16 protein-coding genes are annotated in these 20,498 nt (G+C 39.4%); 4 read left to right on the forward strand and 12 right to left on the reverse strand.

All coding sequences use genetic code 11. The features are described 5' to 3' along the window. Nucleotides 1–110 precede the first annotated feature (110 nt). On the forward strand, nt 111–2,531 hold the full coding sequence (locus ACFSR6_RS17245; protein WP_379081111.1) for an alpha-ketoacid dehydrogenase subunit alpha/beta: 2,421 nt from the start codon (nt 111–113) through the stop codon (nt 2,529–2,531). A gap of 259 nt (nt 2,532–2,790) precedes the next feature. Beyond that, nucleotides 2,791–5,106, forward strand: coding sequence for a tetratricopeptide repeat-containing sensor histidine kinase (locus ACFSR6_RS17250; protein ID WP_379081113.1), 2,316 nt, complete (start codon nt 2,791–2,793; stop codon nt 5,104–5,106). A gap of 2 nt (nt 5,107–5,108) precedes the next feature. On the opposite strand, the gene ACFSR6_RS17255 is transcribed toward ACFSR6_RS17250, so the two are convergent. From ACFSR6_RS17255 to ACFSR6_RS17295, 9 genes are all read right to left on the reverse strand, one after another. Beyond that, nucleotides 5,109–5,864 carry a LytR/AlgR family response regulator transcription factor gene (locus ACFSR6_RS17255; protein ID WP_379081115.1) on the reverse strand — a complete coding sequence of 252 codons (756 nt, stop codon included), beginning with the start codon at nt 5,862–5,864 and terminating at the stop codon, nt 5,109–5,111. A gap of 123 nt (nt 5,865–5,987) precedes the next feature. Then, a complete protein-coding gene (locus ACFSR6_RS17260) occupies nt 5,988–6,596 on the reverse strand; it encodes a DUF1684 domain-containing protein (protein WP_379081117.1) in 609 nt (202 codons plus the stop codon). 2 nt (nt 6,597–6,598) lie between these two features. Beyond that, nucleotides 6,599–7,696, reverse strand: a complete 1,098-nt coding sequence (gene aroC, locus ACFSR6_RS17265) for a chorismate synthase (protein ID WP_379081119.1) — start codon at nt 7,694–7,696, stop codon at nt 6,599–6,601. Between the two features lie 260 nt (nt 7,697–7,956). Beyond that, nucleotides 7,957–9,246 (reverse strand): 3-phosphoshikimate 1-carboxyvinyltransferase, encoded by a 1,290-nt coding sequence (aroA, locus tag ACFSR6_RS17270; protein ID WP_379081122.1) that lies wholly within the window; start codon nt 9,244–9,246, stop codon nt 7,957–7,959. Nucleotides 9,247–9,397: 151 nt separating this feature from the next. Next, a complete protein-coding gene (locus ACFSR6_RS17275; RefSeq protein WP_379081124.1) occupies nt 9,398–10,537 on the reverse strand; it encodes a chorismate mutase in 1,140 nt (379 codons plus the stop codon). Nucleotides 10,538–10,651: 114 nt separating this feature from the next. Continuing rightward, nucleotides 10,652–11,485 carry a prephenate dehydratase gene (locus tag ACFSR6_RS17280; RefSeq protein ID WP_379081126.1) on the reverse strand — a complete coding sequence of 278 codons (834 nt, stop codon included), beginning with the start codon at nt 11,483–11,485 and terminating at the stop codon, nt 10,652–10,654. Nucleotides 11,486–11,791: 306 nt separating this feature from the next. Further along, nucleotides 11,792–12,736 (reverse strand): sterol desaturase family protein, encoded by a 945-nt coding sequence (locus ACFSR6_RS17285; protein ID WP_379081129.1) that lies wholly within the window; start codon nt 12,734–12,736, stop codon nt 11,792–11,794. 1 nt (nt 12,737) lies between these two features. After that, nucleotides 12,738–13,796, reverse strand: coding sequence for a 3-dehydroquinate synthase (aroB, locus tag ACFSR6_RS17290; RefSeq protein WP_379081132.1), 1,059 nt, complete (start codon nt 13,794–13,796; stop codon nt 12,738–12,740). After that, nucleotides 13,796–14,002, reverse strand: coding sequence for an RNA-binding S4 domain-containing protein (locus ACFSR6_RS17295; RefSeq protein WP_379081133.1), 207 nt, complete (start codon nt 14,000–14,002; stop codon nt 13,796–13,798). The genes aroB and ACFSR6_RS17295 overlap by 1 nt, the downstream gene beginning before the upstream one ends. 95 nt (nt 14,003–14,097) lie before the next feature. Here ACFSR6_RS17295 and ACFSR6_RS17300 point away from each other — a divergent pair, with 95 nt between their 5' ends. Next, nucleotides 14,098–15,282: a proline dehydrogenase family protein gene (locus tag ACFSR6_RS17300; RefSeq protein ID WP_379081135.1), complete on the forward strand. Its 1,185-nt coding sequence runs from the start codon at nt 14,098–14,100 to the stop codon at nt 15,280–15,282. A 364-nt stretch (nt 15,283–15,646) separates the two neighbouring features. Here the strand turns inward: ACFSR6_RS17300 and ACFSR6_RS17305 are convergent, their stop codons facing one another. From ACFSR6_RS17305 to ACFSR6_RS17315, 3 genes are all read right to left on the reverse strand, one after another. Beyond that, entirely contained in the window at nt 15,647–15,967 is a 321-nt protein-coding gene (locus tag ACFSR6_RS17305; protein WP_379081137.1) for an Mpo1-like protein, read from the reverse strand. An 8-nt stretch (nt 15,968–15,975) separates the two neighbouring features. Next, nucleotides 15,976–16,611: an HAD family hydrolase gene (locus ACFSR6_RS17310; RefSeq protein ID WP_379081140.1), complete on the reverse strand. Its 636-nt coding sequence runs from the start codon at nt 16,609–16,611 to the stop codon at nt 15,976–15,978. Between the two features lie 125 nt (nt 16,612–16,736). Beyond that, on the reverse strand, nt 16,737–19,445 hold the full coding sequence (locus ACFSR6_RS17315) for a PQQ-dependent sugar dehydrogenase (protein WP_379081143.1): 2,709 nt from the start codon (nt 19,443–19,445) through the stop codon (nt 16,737–16,739). A 273-nt stretch (nt 19,446–19,718) separates the two neighbouring features. On the opposite strand from ACFSR6_RS17315, the gene ACFSR6_RS17320 reads away from it, so the two are divergent. Next, nucleotides 19,719–20,237: a hypothetical protein gene (locus ACFSR6_RS17320; protein WP_379081146.1), complete on the forward strand. Its 519-nt coding sequence runs from the start codon at nt 19,719–19,721 to the stop codon at nt 20,235–20,237. Nucleotides 20,238–20,498: the final 261 nt, after the last annotated feature.

Below are 20,498 nucleotides of genomic sequence, written 5' to 3' on the forward strand. Positions count from 1 at the left end.
ACAAAAACTATTCCAAATATATTTTGCAAATCCATATATAATTTTACAATGGAGGATAAAGGCAAACTTTTAATTTTGTATATATTTGCCGCAACCAATCTTTGATTACTATGCCGAATGAAAAATTGATGACCAACACTATTGATGCTTCCGAACTAAGTTTTAATGATTTTAAATCTATCGTTAAAAACGACTATAGAATAGCCTTTGAAAGTAGGCAGGCCAGTATTTTAGGCCGTAAAGAAGTATTAACAGGGAAGGCTAAATTTGGTATTTTCGGCGATGGCAAAGAAGTGCCCCAGTTGGCTATGGCTAAAGCTTTTAAAAACGGCGATTGGCGTTCAGGTTATTACCGAGATCAGACTTTTGCCTTTGCAACGGGCATTTCTACTGTTAAAGAATTCTTTGCACAGCTCTATGCCAATACCACTTACGGAGCAGACCCGTTTTCAGGCGGAAGGCAAATGAACTGCCATTTTGCAACAAAATCAATTAATGAAGATGGAAGCTGGAACGATTTAACGCAGATTAAAAACTGCTCGTCAGATATTTCCCCAACCGGTGGCCAAATGGCCCGTTTGGTTGGTTTAGCTTATGCTTCAAAATTATTCAGGCAGAATAAGGAACTCGATTATTTAAAACATTTCTCGGTTAACGGAAACGAAGTGGCTTTCGGTACCATTGGTAATGCTTCCACTTCAGAAGGCGTATTTTTTGAAGCCATTAATGCTGCAGGTGTTTTACAGGTACCCATGGCCATTTCCATCTGGGATGATGCTTATGGCATTTCAGTTCCGGCAAAATATCAGACTACAAAAGAAGATATTTCGGAGGTTTTAAAAGGTTTTCAGCGCGATTCTGATCAACCAGGATATGAAATTTATAAAGTAAAAGGTTGGGATTATCCGGCTTTATGCGAGGTATATGAAAAAGCTATACAGGTTTGCAGGGAGGAACATGTACCGGTTTTAATCCACGTTACCGAACTTACTCAACCTTTGGGCCACTCTACCTCCGGCTCGCATGAAAGGTATAAATCAAAAGATCGTTTGTCTTGGGAAACCGAGCACGATTGCATCCTGAAGATGCGCGGCTGGATGCTCGATTCGGCCCTGGCAACCGAAGAAGAAATTGCAGAGATTGAAAAAGAAGCAAAAGCTTTTGTACGTAATGAGCAAAAAGAAGCCTGGAACGAGTTTTTAGATAGTATTAGACCCGAGCAAAAACAAGTGGTTGATTTGGTGAATGGCATAGCTAAACATCAACCCGAACTGGCTAAAATTGCTGCAAATCTGGCAGCAACTGCTGATGCACAACGCCGCGAAGTTTTTACTGCTGCGCGAAAAGCAATACGTTTATCAGCAGGCTTCAACTCTCCGGAGCGTAACGAACTATTGGCCTGGTATAAACAACAGACCAAGCTTAATCACGACCGTTATAATTCTAAGCTGCATACTGACGGTAAAGAAAGTCCGGATATGATTGCTGTGGTTAATGCGGTTTATGATGAACAATCGAAAATGATCGATGGCCGGGAAGTGCTTAACGCCTGCTTTAACGAAAATTTTGCCCGCGATCCGCGCTTAGTTGCATTTGGAGAAGATTTGGGAAATATTGGCGATGTAAACCAGGGTTTTGCAGGTTTGCAGGCAAAATATGGCGAGCTAAGAATTACCGATACCGGAATCAGGGAGATGACCATAATGGGGCAGGGCATAGGCCTGGCACTACGTGGTTTAAAACCAATCGCCGAAATACAATATTTAGATTATTTAATATTTGCCTTAAATGTATTGAGCGATGATTTGGCGTCGCTTTCGTATCGCACCAAAGGCATTCAGAAAGCCCCTGTAATTGTGCGCACCCGTGGCCACAGGCTCGAAGGCATCTGGCACTCTGGTTCTCCTATTGCCATGCTGTTAAGCTCTTTAAGGGGTATGCACCTGTGTGTACCACGTAACATGACGCAGGCCGCCGGGATGTATAACACGCTGTTCAGGGCAGATGAACCTGCTGTAGTAATTGAGTGCTTAAACGGTTACCGCTTAAAAGAAAAATTACCCTCAAATGTTGGTGATTTTACGGTTCCATTAGGAAAAGCTGAGATTTTGGAAGAAGGAACCGATATTACAGTGGTTTCTTACGGCTCATCATTAAGAATTGTTCAGGAAGCTGCAGAAGAACTGGCACTTTTAGGTATTTCGGTCGAAATAATAGATCCTCAAACCCTTTTACCTTTTGATATTGACCAGGTTTGTGTAAAGTCTCTTTCAAAAACCAATAAATTACTGGTTGTTGATGAAGATGTTCCGGGAGGTGCTTCGGCCTATATTCTGCAACAAGTACTCGAAGAACAAAAAGGTTACTTCTATTTAGATGGACAGCCAAAAACGTTATCAGCAAAAGCTCATCGTCCGCCGTTTGGATCTGATGGCGATTATTTCAGTAAACCATCAGTAGATGATGTAATTGAAGCCGTTTACCAAATGATGCATGATGCAAATCCAACTAAATATCCGGCACTTTTTTAATAAATAATCGATAAGGCATAAGCCATAATTCTGCTGTAGTTTAAAGAGTTACCATCGGTTTCCAGTTTGTTTTGCTTAAGTAATCAAGAATAAGATGAAAAATGTAAAAAAATGGTTACCTGTTAAACGGTTTTTTAATTACTTTTATAAACCAAACTCTATTTTGCTATTTCAGTATGTTTTATCTCATTTCAGATATAAAACGCTGTCATTTTCAAGATTTTTTATGTTTCAGTGGAGTTAAATCATTGATTTGATCATGAAACGCTGTCTTGTAAATGTCATGTTCGTTATTAAGGCGTGTTTTTCTAAAAAAGGCATGCTCTTTCTGCTTTGCTTGTTTTTAGGCATGGCCGGTTTTAGCCAGGTAAGTGCACCGCAGAAAAAATTGGATAGCCTTTTAAGCTTAAACCAAAAGAACTTAAAAACAGACTCCACCAAAATCAAAATATTAACGGAAATTTTCCGCCAATACATGAGGATGAAAAATGTAGAGAAGGCGGAAGAATACGTAGATAAAACCATTCAGCTGGCACATGAGAAAAATCTAAAAAAATTCTCTGCAATGGCCTATTACCGAAGGGGCTTAATGTACCATGGAAGGTCTGATTATCAAAAGGCAGAGGAGAATTACTATAAGGCGGTTACCGAGTTTTCTTCAGTAGGAAATTTGGATATGCTGGCTGGTACTTATCTCAATCTGGGAGCCTTATATGGCAGCATTCCGGATTATGCCAAGTCTTTAGAAGTTAACCAAAAGGCTATAGCGATCTACGAAAAAATGGGTAATGAAGCCGATATGGCGAGTTGCTATACCAATATTTCTACTATTTATCAAAGCTTGGGTAACCAGAGTCAGGCGTTGGTTTATATGAACATGGCATTAAAAGTGTTTGCCAAAGCAGGCGAAAATACACGAGGCGTGGCAGTTGTTTATGGCTTAATCGGAGACAACTATTTTGAGGCTTCAGATCGTGAATTAATGGAGATGAACGTCATGCCCAGCCAAAAAATAAAACTGGCCTTAACCTATTACAACAAATCACTGAAAGTATCAGAAGCTATTGGCGATACAGGATTAATGGCTAGCCTTAAGCGTGACCTTGCCAACCTGTACAGTTCGATAGGGCAAAAGGAAGTGGCGCTAAAATTATATCAAAAATCGGTCGAGTTAAATAAACAGGAAGATGATAAAGCAGCCTATGCTTCAAGTTTATATGCTTTAGGGAATTTTTACCAAAAAGAAAATGATTTTGATAATGCAATAACATTGCTCAGCAGCAGTCTAAAAATTGCACAGGAAAACAGGTTGTTGGATATTGAAAAACAATCTGCTTTAGGGCTCAGTACAGTATATGAGAAACAAAAAGACTTTAACAAATCATTAATATACTACAGACAGTATATTGCTGTTAGGGATAAGATTTTCGACCAGGAAAAGGAAAAGGAAATTACCAGGAGGCAGATGCAGCTTGATTTCGGCCTTAAGGAACGCGACTATCTGTTGAAACAGAAACTGACTGAAACCGAACTAAAACGACAACAGCAGGAACTTGAACTAAAAAAGCAGCAATTAGCACTTAGCGATAAAGAAAAAGCATTGGATCTTATGACCTTTCAGAAGGCAAAGGCCGATCTTGATATTCAGCGTTTGGCCCAGGATAATAAATTTGCCAATGCTAAATTTGAGGCACAGCTAGCTGCCGGATTAAAGGATAAACAGATCAGTAAACAGGTACAGCAGATTAGATTTGATGAACGCATAAAATTATTCCTTACCATAGCCGCTACACTTATCCTGATTATTGCTGTTGTTACGTTTTTTAACCAACTGAAAACGGCAAGGTTGAATAAGATTATCAATACGCAAAAACGCGAATTAGAGCAGTTAAGTAAAGTTAAAGACCGCATCTTTAGCGTAGTGAGCCATGATATGCGTACGCCTGTTAATTCGCTGATTTCCTTCATGCAGCTGTTGGAAGGTGGTAATATAGAGCAGGAGCGGTTAAACAGGTATGCAGCATCACTAAAAAATAACCTCACTTATACCTCAACAATGATGGAAAACCTACTCAACTGGGCAGCTAGTCAGATGCAGGGGTTTAATCCGTATTTAGAATCATTGGATGCTCACGACCTGATTAATGAAGTTATCCTTTCTTTGAGTGATAATGCCCATCAAAAAGGCTTGGTTATTCGGAATTTAGTTCCAGCCGGCACATTTTGCAAAGCAGATTCGAACATGTTCACACTTGTTGTAAGAAACATCATCAGTAACGCAGTTAAATTTACACCTACTGGTGGTACAATAGCTGTTGATGCTGTGCCTGATGGTAATGGCCTGGAAATTAAAATTTCAGACACAGGTATTGGTTTAACGCCTCTACAGGTTGAGCATTTTAATAAACCCGGCTATCTGGGGATTGGTGTGAGTACCTTGGGTACCAATAAAGAAAAAGGTACAGGTTTAGGTTTATTGCTCTGCAGAACTTTTATAAGCTTAATGGATGGTAAAATCAGTGCAGCTATTAATCCTGCAGGTGGAACTTGTTTTAAAATGATCTTAAAGAAATAGCCTTATTTTAAAAATCTCGAAAGGATTTTTTTATCGATCGATTTTTCCAATAATTCCTGCCGGTTGGAAGCACTTATCGGAACCAGAAAGTTATTGGCTAAATGAACCTCATGATTGGTTAAGGTTACAATGTGGTTGATATTGATAATATACTGTTTGTGTACCCTTTTGAAAATTTTGGAAGGGAGTTGTTTTTCTAAATTTTTTAGACTTACCAAAATAACATGCCTGTCGCTATGGGTAAACAGCTTTGAAAAATCGCCCATGCTTTCTATGTAAATTACATCGCTGTATTTCAGCTTGGTTATGCCCTTCGTTTCCCTGAAAAAGAAAAAGTCGTCTTCGTCTTTATTGTCGTCATTTAAGTTTTCGACAGGAAGTTTATCTACCAGTTTCCTTAATTCAATATACTCAATTGCTTTATTGGTTGCTTTTAATATACGTTCGAAAGTGGCGGGTTTAACAATAAAATCAAGGGCATCCAGGTTAAAGCTCTCGGCGGCATATTCGCTAAATGACGTGATAAAGATAAATAATGGCTGTTTTTTAAGACTCTTTAATAAATCCAAACCAGAAAGTTCTGGCATATCAATATCAGAATAAACGATATCTACAGCAGCAGTGGTTAAAATTTGAGCAGCTTCTATGCCGTTGCGGCAGGCAGCGATGATGTTTAATGACGGGATTCTTTTTAGGTGCATTTCTATAGCATCCCTTTCAATTTCATTATCATCAACAATTAAACAGTTATACGTCATTTAGAAATGGGTTAGGCAATTTATTTAGAGAACACTTTTTTTCTTAATGTTTGTAATTTACATTAAAATGCGGGATAAAATATGGTCTGATAATTATTTTATGGATAAAAATAATATCGGCTTTTATTCACGGTGTTTCTTTTCACCAGTGTATAGTTTTTCACCTGCTTTTATGGCTAATTGTAAATCGTTTTCTTCAGGAGGTACCGGACAACGGTAGCCATCGCTATAAGCGCAGTAGGGGTTATAAGCTTTGTTAAAATCGATTTCTATATGGTTGCTGTTGATTTTTTTCGCATCCAGGTCAATATAACGGCCACCTCCATAAGTTTCCTTATTGTTCGTTTCATCCGTAAAAGGCAAAAATAAATGGTCTTTATAGATAGGATTGGTCGATAAAGCAACGCTTCGATACAGCGTCATCCGGACCGCTTTTCCCTTTAAACTGAAGTTTATGTGTGCATAGCGGTAATAATCGCTGCTGCTACCGTTAAAGGTTGGCATTTTGAACACTTTTTCATTCTTTAACAATTCTACTGCCGCTAATACTTTATAATTGCTGTCGGCCTCATAAAAATGCAGATTCTGCAGATCATTTTTCTTTAATGGCGAGTGGCTGTCTTTAATGAAATCTTCTTTATAAGCCTCGCGGTGTTTAGCAATCAGATCGGCATAACTTTGAGCAAAAGTATTCATGCTGATCAATAAAAGTAGGGTGGTAATAAGTTTCATAATTAAACTACACTTGCTTTATTTCTTAAAAACTGATCAGCCAGAACCAGAGCAGCCATTGCTTCTACAATAACCACAGCTCTTGGTACCACGCACGGATCGTGCCTGCCTTTTCCTTTAATTTCTGAAGCTTCTCCAGCTGCGTTAATGGTTTGCTGGTTGTGCATAATAGTGGCTACAGGCTTAAAGGCTACTTTGAAGGTAATATCCATTCCGTTTGAAATGCCCCCTAGTATACCGCCGGCATAATTGGTAGTGGTTTTAAATACTTTCGAATCGGCAGCTTTTGGCTGCGGGATATCGTTATGTTGCGATCCGCGTAATTCGCTTCCTGCAAAACCGGAGCCATATTCGAAACCATGAACGGCATTGATGCTCAGCATGGCTTTACCTAAATCGGCATGTAATTTATCAAAAACAGGTTCACCTAATCCAGCCGGACAACCTTTTATCACGCAACTGATCTTCCCGCCAACCGTATCGCCATCTTTTCTTACTGAATCGATAAATTCGATCATTTCGTGCGCTGTTGCAGGGTCGGCACAGCGAACAATATTTTCTTCCCTGATGGCTAAAAGCGACAATAGATCATTGCTTTCTAAATTTGGCGCTTCAATTTTGCCTACTGAGGTTACATGTGCAAAAATTTCTATACCCTGTTGTTTTAAAAACAGTTTTGCAATGGCACCTGCGGCTACACGGGCTGCTGTTTCGCGGGCAGAAGAACGTCCGCCACCACGGTGATCGCGGATGCCGTATTTTGCATCATAAACATAATCGGCATGGCTTGGACGGTAAACATCAATGTTATGGCCGTAGTCTTTTGAACGCTGATCCTCATTCGGGATTAAAAGCGCAATAGGAGTACCCGTACTTTTTCCTTCGAAAATACCAGATAAAATCTGCACAGTATCGCTTTCTTTTCGCTGCGTGGTAATCTTAGACTGACCTGGTCTGCGTTTATCCAGTTCTGATTGGATAAAATCCATATCGATATCCAGTTGCGCCGGACAGCCATCAATAATTACTCCAATGGCTACGCCATGAGATTCACCAAATGTAGTGATGCGAAATAGTTGTCCGAATGAGTTGCCTGCCATATATATTAGATATGAGAAGCTAGATATGAGATTTGAGAAGTACCCGGTTCGTATCTAAGCTTCTGTTTTTTAATTGTTTAGAGGTTGGATCTGAGTTAGTAGATTTGAAGTTATCCCTCAAATTACACTCAAATCCAGTTAGCTTGTTATTTATTTATTTTAATCTTGTATTCAATCCCGATGTATTTTCTCAGGTCTGGTGTCTCAAATCTAGTGTCCCACATCTCAAATCTCATGTCTCACACCCAGTATCTCACTTATCAAATCTCTTTTACTTCAAATCCCGCTTTTTTCAAATCTTCCCAATAATATGGATAAGATTTTTCCACCACCTGCATTTCTTCAATTTCAACTTCGTTGATCAGTAGTGCAAGTGGAGCAAAGGCCATGGCCATACGGTGGTCCTCGTAGGTTGCAATGGTAATTTTATCCGGAAAATGCAGGTTATCTGTATTTAAGGTATAAACCAGGTTATTTTCGGTTAAAGTAACGCCAATTTTAGCCAATTCGTTCTGAAGGGCTGCAATACGGTCGGTTTCTTTGATTTTTAGGGTTTCCAAACCAGTAAATGCCATGTTTTTGCCCAAAGCTGCGGCAATAACAATAATAGTCTGTGCTAAATCAGGACAGGTTTTTAAATCTAAAACTTCTTTGGTGTCTAAAGTAAGCCCCAGATTGCTAATGGCGATTCCTTTATCGGTTTTACTCGTTGCAATGCCAAAAATCTTCATAATATTTTTGATCTGGCTGTCGCCCTGCAGGCTTTTCTGCTTTAAAGCAGGTAAAGCAATTTCGGCTTCATCAGCCAAAGCTGCAATGCTGTACCAGTAAGATGCTGCACTCCAATCGGGTTCAACAACCAAAGTGCCGGGTTTAAAAGCCTGAGGTTTGATTGTTATCGAATTTCCATTCCAGGCATGCTCAATGCCAACTTCTGCGAGCATATCCAAAGTCATGTCTACATATGGCTTAGAAGTAAGCTCCCCCTCGATCTCTAAAGTTAAACCTTGAGGCAGGATAGGGGCAATCATTAGCAAAGCCGAAATATACTGACTGCTGATATCGCCTTTAATTTTTACCTGTGCCGTTTTTTGATCCAATGGACCAATAATATTCAAAGGGGGGAAACCCTCAGCTTCTGCATAAGAAATATCGGCACCGATTGTTTTTAAAGCTTCGGCCAAAATCCCGATCGGGCGTTGTTTCATCCGCTCGGTTCCGGTTAACAGGAAATTCCCGTTTTTTGCCGAAAGGTAAGCCGATAAGAAACGCATAGCAGTACCTGCAGGTCCAACATCAACCAGTTCGGAGTTTGCAGTTTTCGGTTTGGAGTTTTCTCCCAACTCACTACTCTCAACTCCCAACTTATTCAGGATACCATTTAAGGTTACGGTATCGGCAGCATTAGAAAGGTTTTCAACTTTAACCAGTTTCTTGCTTAAGGCACTGATTATTAAAGCCCTGTTACATTCGCTTTTGGAGCCTGTTAATTGGATTTCCGTATTAATATTCTTGGTTCCTTTAAAAGAAACTAAGGCGTTTTTGGACATTTTATTCTGTTTTATTCTTAAATGTAAGTGCCAGATGGAAACACCTGACACTCCATTATATATTGTTAATCGTTGTATCCCTTTGACAAGCTCAGGATAACATCGCTGTTAGAAACCGCTTTTAGCTTTAGTTTTTGAGCTTTAAGCTTACCTATGCTTTAACTTCGTTATGTTGCTCTGCAGCAATGCCTTTTTCAGCTTTGCCTGCATTCATAATTTCAGTTTGTTTGCGGATTGATTCGCCGTGCATCAATTCTAAGAATTTCTCGGTAAAGCCTAAATCTAATTTTAAAGCTTTTGCAAAAGCGTGACCTTTTTTAATGATGGCATCCCAGCGGTTAACCTGTAAAATAGTTACCTGGTTATCGCGTTTAAACTCACCGATTTTTTCTACGATAGCCATACGCTCACCTAATTTTTGCAATAAAATGTCATCAATTTTATCTATCTGTTTACGAAGTTCGGCCAATTTATCGGCAGATGCTTCGTTTGGTGCCTCTGGTTCGCGAACGGTTAAACGGTCTACCAACTCTGCCAAAGCGGCCGGGGTAACTTGTTGTTTGGCATCTGTCCAGGCTACTGAAGGATCTACGTGCGATTCGATCATTAATCCCTGCATATCTAAATCCAATGCTTTTTGTGCAATGTAAGGGATCAGTTCGCGGTTACCGCAAATGTGGCTTGGATCGTTAATGATCGGAAGCTCAGGGCATAAAGTTTTTAACTGGATAGCCATTTCCCACATTGGTTCGTTACGGAAAGAACTTTTCTCGAATGAAGAGAAACCACGGTGAATAGCTCCTATTTTAGTAATACCAGCACCATTGATACGCTCAATAGCACCAACCCATAACTGTAAATCAGGGTTAACAGGGTTTTTGATCAATACCGGAACATCATGTCCTTTTAAAGCATCGGCAATTTCCTGAACGGTGAAAGGATTTACAGTAGAGCGTGCACCAATCCAAAGGATATCTACACCAGCCGCCAAAGCCTCTTCAACGTGTTTTGCATTTGCAACCTCTACAGCAGTTGGTAAACCTGTTTCAGCTTTAGCACGTTTTAACCATTCTAAACCGATACTTCCGATACCTTCGAATTCTCCCGGACGGGTACGAGGTTTCCAGATACCGGCCCTTAATACCGATACTTTACCGGTAGCTGCCAATAAGTGTGCTGTAGTTAACAATTGTTCTTCAGTTTCTGCACTGCATGGACCAGAAATCAATAATGGTTCGTTGTTTGTGTTTAACCAGGTGTTTAAAGGTTGGATGTTTAAATTAAGTTTCATGATGATGGGGGTTGTTTAAAGTCCTTAGTCCAAAGTCGGAAGTCCGGAGTTATATTTTATATTGTTTAATTGTTATATTGAATTGTCAACTGAAAATTGTTTACTGCTAGCTGTTTATACTTTGTCGTTCTTTTGATATTCTCCTAATATGTTAAAGTTCGATGTATATTTTAATGCCTTTCTGATCGCCTTATCGTATTTTTCGGTACTTGGCCATTCCAGGTCGACGTAAAAGTAATACTCATTTCTTTTACCTAATACCGGCATAGATTGTATTTTTGTTAAGCTTACGTCCTGTTCAGCAAAAATATTTAACACGGTTGCCAAGGAGCCCGCTTTGTGTCCAACCTGGAAACAGATCGAAGCTTTGTTTATTTTCTTTCCTTCGTCGGTTTTATCTTTTTTAAGGATGAGAAAACGGGTATAGTTTTTCTTGTTCGACTCTACCCGGCGTTCCAGGATGTTTAAACCATAAAGTTCTGCAGCTAAGTTGTTTGCGATGGCCATGGTATCTGTTAATTTCTCTTCCTGGATGCGTTTTGCACAGGCAGCGGTATCGTTGCTCTCCACAATTTTAATATGTGGGTAATCATAAAAGAAATCGATGCACTGGCGGATGGCAATAGGGTGTGAGGTGACCACTTTAATATCCTCGAATTTTACACCCGGCAAAGCCATTAAGTGCAGCTGGATGGGTAAGTAAACCTCACCAACAACCGAGAAACCATAATCACGAATCAAGGTGTAATTTGGTAATAAGCTGCCTGCAATCGAGTTTTCGATGGCCATTACCACGAAATCAGCTTCGTTTTTTTCAAGCTTATCGCAGGTTTCTTTAAAAGAATTGCACTCTACCGTCTCAATTTCCCTACCGAAGAATTTGTATGCGGCCTCTTCGTGGAAAGATGCCTTAATACCCTGAATTGCTATACGTTTTGTCGTTTCCATTTTTGCGTTAAAACAAAAAAGTCCCGGCTGTTTGCCGGGACTTTTTTATACAATTTAATATTTTTTATATATCTTTTTGCATATTAGCCCCGGCTCTCACTAAAATAGTAAAAGTAACCAAAGTAATATGTGTTAGTATTTTGCATTTCTTTTTTTGTTGAGCCAAATGTAGTAACAAAATTTAATTTGTCAATAAGAAATTGAAAATATTTTTAATAAAATTTAATTTCTCTGTTTTTATACTGTTTTGATGATGGGTATAGAAACCTTACAGGCTTTGTTAATCTGTAAGGTTTGATCGGCATACTATACCGCAGAACTTAATTCGGGCTGTTCTGATTTTAATTTTTTAGATTTTTCAAGTGCTTCTGCGTCACGGAGCTCCTGCTGCATAATTTTGGCAATTTTGGTACTCCCGTCATGGCTCCATCCTGGTGGATTGAAAATGTATTTTACTTTATCCATAAAGGTTGGTGCTTTTTTAACATCTGCTGTTAGGGCAATAAACTCATGAAAAATAATGTTTACCGGCCCGGTATCAGTAGGTTGGGTGGTTAAGCCATATTTAATTTCATCTTCGGGTAATTCGGCCTGAAAGGTTCCAAACCACCTGTCCCACAAGATTAAAACCATCCCCATGTTTTTATCGAGGTAACGTACATTGCTGGCGTGGTGCACCCGGTGGTGAGATGGGGTTACGAAAATATATTCGTACCATTTCGGAAATTTGATGTTGTATTGGGTGTGCACCAGGTTGCCGTAAATCTGGGTAACCAGATAGGCAAAAAGGATATCAACTGCCGTAAAGCCCATAAAGGCCAATGGCAGGTAAAAGAATACCCGGTACAAAGGTTCAAAAACAGTAGAACGGAAACCCGTTGTTAAGTTAAAATGCTCTGAGGAGTGGTGTGTTACGTGCATGGCCCAGAAAAAACGCACATAGTGACCTACGGTATGCAAAAACCAATAAAGGAAATCTTGAGCTAAAATTAATACCAGCCAGTAAATCCAAATATTGCTAATCTGAAACAAACGGAACTGGTAGCAATATTGCAATAAGAAAAAAGTACCTGTTTTAGTAGCCAAATTGATTACGATAGCGGCCGTCATCAGGTAAATATTGGTCCAGGTATCGCGTTTGGTGTATAATTTCCTGTCGTGCAGGTAGCTAAAATACATTTCAACCAGGGTTAAAACGATAACGAAACCAAAAAGCCCGATTACAGAAATATCACTTCCGGTAAACTTCATCTTATAAACTGTTATAATAATCCAAACTGCTTAAAATATCGGCAGTGCTTACACGGCAGTTAAACGTGCATTTGCCTGTACTTTCTAGAAGTGAGAAAAGAATGTTCCCATCTTCGTTCTTTTTATCACTCTGCATCAGTTCTAAAAGCGTATCGAAACTTTCTTTTTTGATGTGGTATTTTGGATATAATGATAAAATATAACTACTGATGTCGTTCAGTTCGTCTTTTGTTAACGTACTGTTTTTAATTGATAATGCCGCTTCGCAAATAAAACCAATGGCAATAGCTTCACCATGTGTTAAAGGTTTTTCGTCATTTGCCAGAGAATAACCTTCAACAGCATGACCAATGGTATGGCCAAAGTTTAAAATCTTCCGCAGGTTTTTTTCATGCGGATCGATGGTTACCACTTCATTTTTAATTTCTACCGAACGGTAAATGTCCTCAGCGCTCGGAGTAAGGTAATTGGTGGCCTTTAACTTTTCGTAATAAGGTTTGTCGTAGATCAAACCATGTTTAATCATTTCGGCAAAGCCCGATAAAAGTTCACGAGGTGGCAGCGTTTTTAAGAATGCTGTTTCGATAAAAACCATTTGTGGCAGGGTAAAGGTGCCTACCATGTTTTTTACATTGTCGATATCAATCCCTGTTTTGCCACCTACCGAGGCATCAACCTGCGATAATAAGGTAGTAGGCACATTGATGAAATCGATCCCCCTTTTATAGGTCGAAGCGATGAAACCACCCATGTCGGTAATTACGCCGCCGCCCAAATTGATCATTAAACTTTTTCGGTCGGCTTCAAAGTCCAGGAGGGTCTTCCAGATGCCGATACAGAAATCGATATTTTTATTTTCCTCACCTGCTGCTGTTTCGATCAGGTCGAATTCAGAGAAATCATCTAAAAACGACTGGAACAGTGGCAGGCAGATTTCGCTTGTATGCTCATCTGCAAATACAAAAACCTTACTGTACTTGTTGCTTTCTAAAAGTGTTTTTAAGGCGTCTAAATTGCTTTCGAAATAAAGCGAATGGCCTGCGCTCGTTAAGGTTTCCATTAAATTACTTCGATTTTATCTTGTTCAAAAGTGATGACGTCGCCAATCCTGACTTTATATCGTTTGCGGAATTCAACTTCTCCGTTGCATTTTACCAAACCATCAATCACGGCAGCCTGTGCATCGCCCCCGGTGCCAACCAAACCTGTTGCTTTAAGCAGCTGGATCAGCGGAATAAACTCGCCTTCTAATTTGAATTGTATCATTTTGTGCAAAAATACGATTATTTAGAGGTTTTTAGTTTTAACAACCAATGCTTTTTATAATTTTGCACCAATCTGACTTATTTATATAGTAAAAAATGGATTTAGTCCCCAATAAACAGCCTAATTTCGATAACACGGAAATCGCTTTCCGTCAAAAAACAAACCAGGAACTGAAAAAAGCATATTGGCTTTTTAAAATGATTGGTAATAATTTCCTCACAAAAGTTGGCCCGGTCATTACAAACTTTTTCTTAAACATCGGGCTGCCTATACAGGGCGCAATTAAAGCCACTATTTTTCAGCAGTTTTGCGGAGGCGAAACCATTGCCGAGTGTGATAAAACCATTGAGCAGCTGCATAAAGGGGGGGTGGGTACCATTTTAGACTATTCGGTTGAAGGGGAAGAAGAAGAACATGTTTTTGATGAAACCTGTGCCGAAATTATCCGTACGATAGTCCGCGCAGATGGCGATGTCAAAATTCCGATTACCGTTTTTAAAATAACCGGGATAGGCCGTTTTGCACTGTTGCAGAAACTGGATGCGAAAGAAACTTTAACCGCTGCCGAAGAGGCAGAATACGAAAAGGTAAAACAGCGTTGCGAAATGATCTGTAAAACGGCTTTCGATAAAGACGTGCCGATTATGATCGATGCGGAAGAGACCTGGATACAGGATACCATTGATGAATTGGCCTTGGATATGATGCGTAAATTTAACCGTAAGCGTATTATTGTATATAATACTTACCAAATGTACCGTCATGATAAATTGGCTGATATGAAGGCTGATCATTTGATTGCAAAGGCCGATGGTTTTATTTTAGGAGTTAAAATGGTTCGTGGGGCCTATATGGAGAAAGAACGTAAACGTGCAGCCGAAATGGGCTACCCCTCGCCAATTCAGCCTGATAAGGAAGCTTCTGATCGTGATTACAACGAATCTCTGCGTTACTGTGTAGACCATATTGAAGAAATTGCCATTGTTGCCGGAACACACAACGAAGATAGTAGCCGTTTATTGACTTACCTTTTAGAGGAAAAGAATATTGCACACAATCATCCCCATGTATATTTTGCCCAGCTGTTGGGAATGAGCGATAATTTAAGCTTTAACCTGGCCGATTCGAATTATAATGTGGCAAAATATGTGCCTTATGGACCAATTAAAGCGGTAATGCCTTATTTATTCAGAAGAGCACAGGAAAATACTTCGGTTGCCGGACAAACTGGCCGTGAATTAGGCTTGATTGAAAGGGAATTGAAAAGAAGAAAACTGTAGTTCGGTTTTCTGCTAACAGTTGGTAGTTTTCAGTTTTGAGCGGTTATAAATACTGCCAACTGAAAATTGCCAACTGTTTTTTGTTTGCATAATCTTTTAGTTCCGTTATGCCGAACTTGTTTTACAAGTAGAAGTAGTATTTTCTATTGTCTTGTAAGCTACTTTGTACTCAGCATTTACGTTGCTTAAAAACTGATTCATTTTTTTGAAAATGAGCGTGCAGTAGTTCTTTGGGAGAGGAGGCCTCGCTTTGCGCTGTATCTTTTTGGCTGCCCTTAGACACTTCCAGGGGTTGACAGCCAAAAAGGATGCCGCTTCAATCGAGTTTAGTTTGAAAGGGTAATGCGCTGAAAACAGCTATATATTACTTCTTGATTATAAAGGATTGTTTGCCTGTTAACAGGTCGTAAAACAGGATAAAATCACTCGCCAGGCTATATCCCGGATACTGAAAGGTGGCGGGCTTATTTTTTTCAAAGAAAAAGTGCCCAACCCAGGCAAAACCATAGCCCAGTACGGGCATAGCCAGAAAGAAATGCCAGTTGTGAAAAAGAAAACCTGCAAAAAAGGCCAGTACCACTAATCCGGTTCCTATAAAATGCAGGATCCGGGAGGTGGTATTGCTGTGTTCTGTAAGGTAAAACGGGTAGAACTCTTTAAGCGATTTATACTTTTTTTCTGCCATACCCTAATTTACAAAATTCCGTTTGCTTTTAAAAACGATCCTAACTGAGCAGGTTTTTCGGTCATTAATAAGGTATTTAAGCCTACTTTTTTAGCACCTTCTATGTGTTGCGGACTATCGTCAATAAACAAAGTTTCTGCAGGGTTTAGATTGTTCTCTTTCAATACCTGCTCAAAAATATTGGTATTGGGTTTACGCAGTTTCATGTGCTGAGAGAAATAGGCTTTCTCAAAATAAGCATCGTAATTATTGATTTTGAAAGTTGTTTTCAAATAATTAATGATCCATTCGTAATGGATTTCATTGTTGTTGCTCAATAAAAAAGTGCGGTATTTTTCTTTTACCTGGAGGAGTAAATCGTGGTTTTCCTGGATTGTACCAATTAAAAGGCTGTTCCAGGCATCATCAATCTGCTGGTCGGTTAATTCGGGTTTACCAGCTGCTTTCCTGATCCCCGCCCTGAACTCAGCCGGCGAAATGGCTCCGGTTTCAAAATCATCAAATAATTGATTGTGTCCTTTATGAGCGAAGAAATTTTCTATATCGGTAATACCCAGTTTTTGAAAAGATGTTTGGGCAATTTTGAAATCAATATCAAATATGACGTTTCCGTAGTCGAAAATAATATTCTTAATGTTTTGCATAAATACGCTGAATTTGCTGCAAAGATATTATTGCTAAGCTAATGGGGGATGAGAAAGTATTATTTTTACAATAAAAAACCCGAAACCTTTATGATGGGGTTCCGGGTTGTATTTTTTATTTAAATCTACTTAGGTTCTATCGTTATTGATTGAATAATTGGCCGGTTCTTTTTATCGCCGGTTTTTAATTCTTTGAAAATAAAATAGATTGAATGGAATTTTCCATCCGAGAGCATGTTAATTGGTACACTTTTTCTAAAAGTAGATTTTCCGATCATAATACCCTTACTATCATCCAGTCTGATTTCTATTTCACCATCGCTTGTTGGGTCCAGGTTTAGAAAAGAAAAACCAAATCCCGAAATACCGGTTAAATCAACGTTTTTGATTGCTATCCAACCATAATCTTTTCTTAAAATCAGTTTTTCGCCTCCAAAAATATCTTTTCGTTCAAAACCTCCAAAATCTTTTATATCGTCAGCATCAATTACGTTACTTTTCAGATTGATCAGCTTTGTTGTAGTTAAAGGTTTTAAACCTGCTTTAGCTGTACCGGTATAAGTTGCTTTTAAAGTCAGTACAGATTTCTTCTTGTCAGTGGTGGCCGGTGGAACAATTTTACCAGAAGTTGGTAGAGATGCTTTTATGGCTTCTTTATTGCCCAAAGTCATGATCCATTCGGTAATTTTCTTTACATCAGCTTCTTTCATGGTGGTGTGTGCAGGCATGGGAACTTCGCCCCAAACACCCTGGCTGCCTTTAATTATTTTTGAAGCAAGGTAATCAACCGCTTTAGGGTCATTTTTATATTTAACCGCCACCTTGTCAAAAGCAGGACCGATTGAAACGGCTGATTCTTTATGGCAGGTGCTGCAATCGGCTTTTAGCATCAGTGCCTTACCAATCATGGTTTGTGCGGCCTGCTGATGGCCCAATTGTGCCCCGGCCATATCGGTTCCCTCTGTGTAGGTATTTGAAATGTAAATGCGGTTATTGTTCACTTTTGAGCTTTTATCGCTCACCAGCACTTTATAATCAACTGGTTTATTAGGGAAATAAAAACTCTTATTTCCGGCCAGATCGATTGTTACATTTGGATGTTCATTTCCTGCATAAACGGGTATTGCTGCGCTCTTGGCACTAGCTTTACTTTTATCCATAACAGTAACACTTACCGGGTATTCGCCGGCTTTGGTAAAGGTATAGTGCAAGGTTGGGCTTGTAGTGGTTTTGGTTATGCCTTTTCCTAAATTCCAAACGTAAGTTAAGGCATCGCCATCGGGATCAACAGCGGTTACATTAGCGGTCATTTTGTAAGGAAGCAACCCGCTTGTTTTTACAATATCGAGTTTTTCTACTCTTGGCGGTCGGTTTCCTTTTAGATAGTCGATTCTTGAGATTGCAGCATCTGGGTTTTTACTGAACCAGCCTTTGCCATATTCTAAAATGTACAATTTCCCATCGGGGCCTAATTCCATATCGATTGGGGCGGCCAGTGAAATTTTTGATAAAAATGGTTCCATACTCTGGTAATCGCCTTTATCATTCATGGTTACAGCCTTAACCCAACCACGTACCCATTCATAAATAATCAGTTTTCCGTTGTAGTAAGCAGGGTAGGGCGAATTAGCGCTGGCATAATATACGGGGCCGGTCATTGCCGTACGTCCGCCGGCACCAACCTGAGGAAATTCTAACGACTCGCCATAAGGGTACCAGATAAAGGCCGGTTGTGCCGGTGGAAGCTGCTCCAGGCCAGTATTGTTTGGCGAATTGTTAATGGGTTTTGCAGGATCAAAAGCATTGCCATTTGCACCGTTGGTAAAATCGTAAGCCTTATAAGGAAAGTTATTGCCAATAAACAATGGCCATCCAAAATTACCGGCTTTCCGGGCCTGGTTTACTTCATCGTAACCCCTCGGACCTCTTAGAGCATCGTCGTTGCTTGCATCAGGCCCAACCTCTCCCCAGTATAAAAAACTGTTTTTTTGATCTACAGAAATGCGGTATGGGTTTCTATTACCCATTACATAAATTTCTGGTCTGGCTTTTGGATCATTTTTAGGAAAAAGGTTACCATCAGGAATGCTGTAAGTTCCATCTTCGTTTACTTTGATCCTTAAGATTTTTCCACGTAAATCGTTGGTATTACCTGCTGATCTTCTGGCATCGTATTGCTCAAACCCCTTTCTGTTATCAAGCGGAGCGTAACCTTTATTTACATATTGTTGCTTTGGCGCATCAAAAGGAGTGGAATTGTCGCCCGTTGAAACATACAGCAGGTTATCCGGTCCGAAAGCTATCGAACCACCGGTATGGCAGCAGATTTCGCGTTGCGAATAAAATTCCAGAATGATTTTTTCTGATTCTTTTACAACCTGATCGTTTACCAATTTAAACCTCGATAGCCGGTTTACCGATTTATCAAACGGACTGTAGAAAAGGTAGATATATTTATTAATTGCAAATTTTGGGTCGGCAGCCATGCCTAACAACCCTTCTTCTGCATTAACATTGGGAGTACTGGTTTTGAAATAAACATCAAGTTTACCAGCTTCTTTAATTTTTTTTGTCTGGTTTTTATAGATCAGCACTTCACCTCTGCGCTGCGCTACCAGAATATCCAGATTAGGGAGTATGGCCATTTCTGTTGGCTCTGTAAATTCACCCTGTGCGAGGGTAACCTTAACGAAACGGTCCTGATCGGGTGTATCGATTTTATTTCTGTTGCTAAAATCGAAAGTTTTGCCCCGATAAGTTTTTTTGTTGTATGTAGTCGCCGAAATTAATATAAACGCAATGGCAGATAACACTAATGTAAATGTTGTTTTCATCTATTTGATTGAAGGATTTTTAATAAATATAATGGATTGTTTTAAAAATCGAACCATTATATCAAAAATTATGCAAACAAGTAAAATAAGACAATGATGGGCGAAGTAGCTGAAAACAGGCTTGATCTGATTACTGGTGAGGGTATATCAGTTATGGTGTGGCTTGTAAATGTTTTATTTACAAAGTTTACAATTTTATTTACAATCCAGATTCCTTGTGCTGAAAGACATCAAAGTAATTTTGTTGTATAAACTTTAAAAAGACATGAAAAAATGATGAAAAAAGTAATTTATGCGCTGATGTTACCACTGGTTGTGGTAAGCGGACTGGTATTTGCAAACCGTGAAATTAAAAAGCCGACCTCGAAACCCCTTTCTGCTGCTGAAAGGAAAGAGGCATTGAAAAAATGGGAGGCAAGTCCTGATGGTATCAGGTTCAAAAAATGGGAAGCATCTCCCGAAGGTAAAAAAGTATACGCCGGTGTTGCTAAAATAAGGAAGCAGATTAATGATTATACCAATATGGAGGCTGTTGTAACCTCTCTTTCTCTTCCGCCAGGTTCATTGTTAGGTTTCGGGGTGATGGCTAAGATTAATGGCGAGGATTATATTCTTAGGTTTGATAAAGAACTTCAGCAGTTGAATAGCCTGAAGGTTAATGATAAGATAATTATAAAAAGCCATAATGTTTCGTACGCGCCCAAGTATGTCTATCCAATAGTATCGTGCGAATATGTAGAACGGGACAGTAAAGTAATTTATGAGCATGCTCCACGCAAAGGTGGTTGCTAATTACAGGTATATAAATTAAAATCCATAAAGTGGTTCCGGAAACGCACAGTTTGGGTTGCCATTTAAAAGGGGCTGTATCATTTTGTAATTTCTCACCTGTTTGTCACTTTGAGCTTGGCTATAATGAGCTTGGCTATAATGAGCTTGGCGAAGTATCGGGATGCCTTTAAGACATTTAAACGAGATCCTTTGACAAGTTCAGGATGACAATTTATACTTATGATTCAGCCTCTTTTGGGTTTAAATTATACCAAGAATTGT

This window comes from Pedobacter vanadiisoli (genome assembly GCF_042684385.1).
Classification (GTDB): Bacteria; Bacteroidota; Bacteroidia; order Sphingobacteriales; family Sphingobacteriaceae; genus Pedobacter; species Pedobacter vanadiisoli.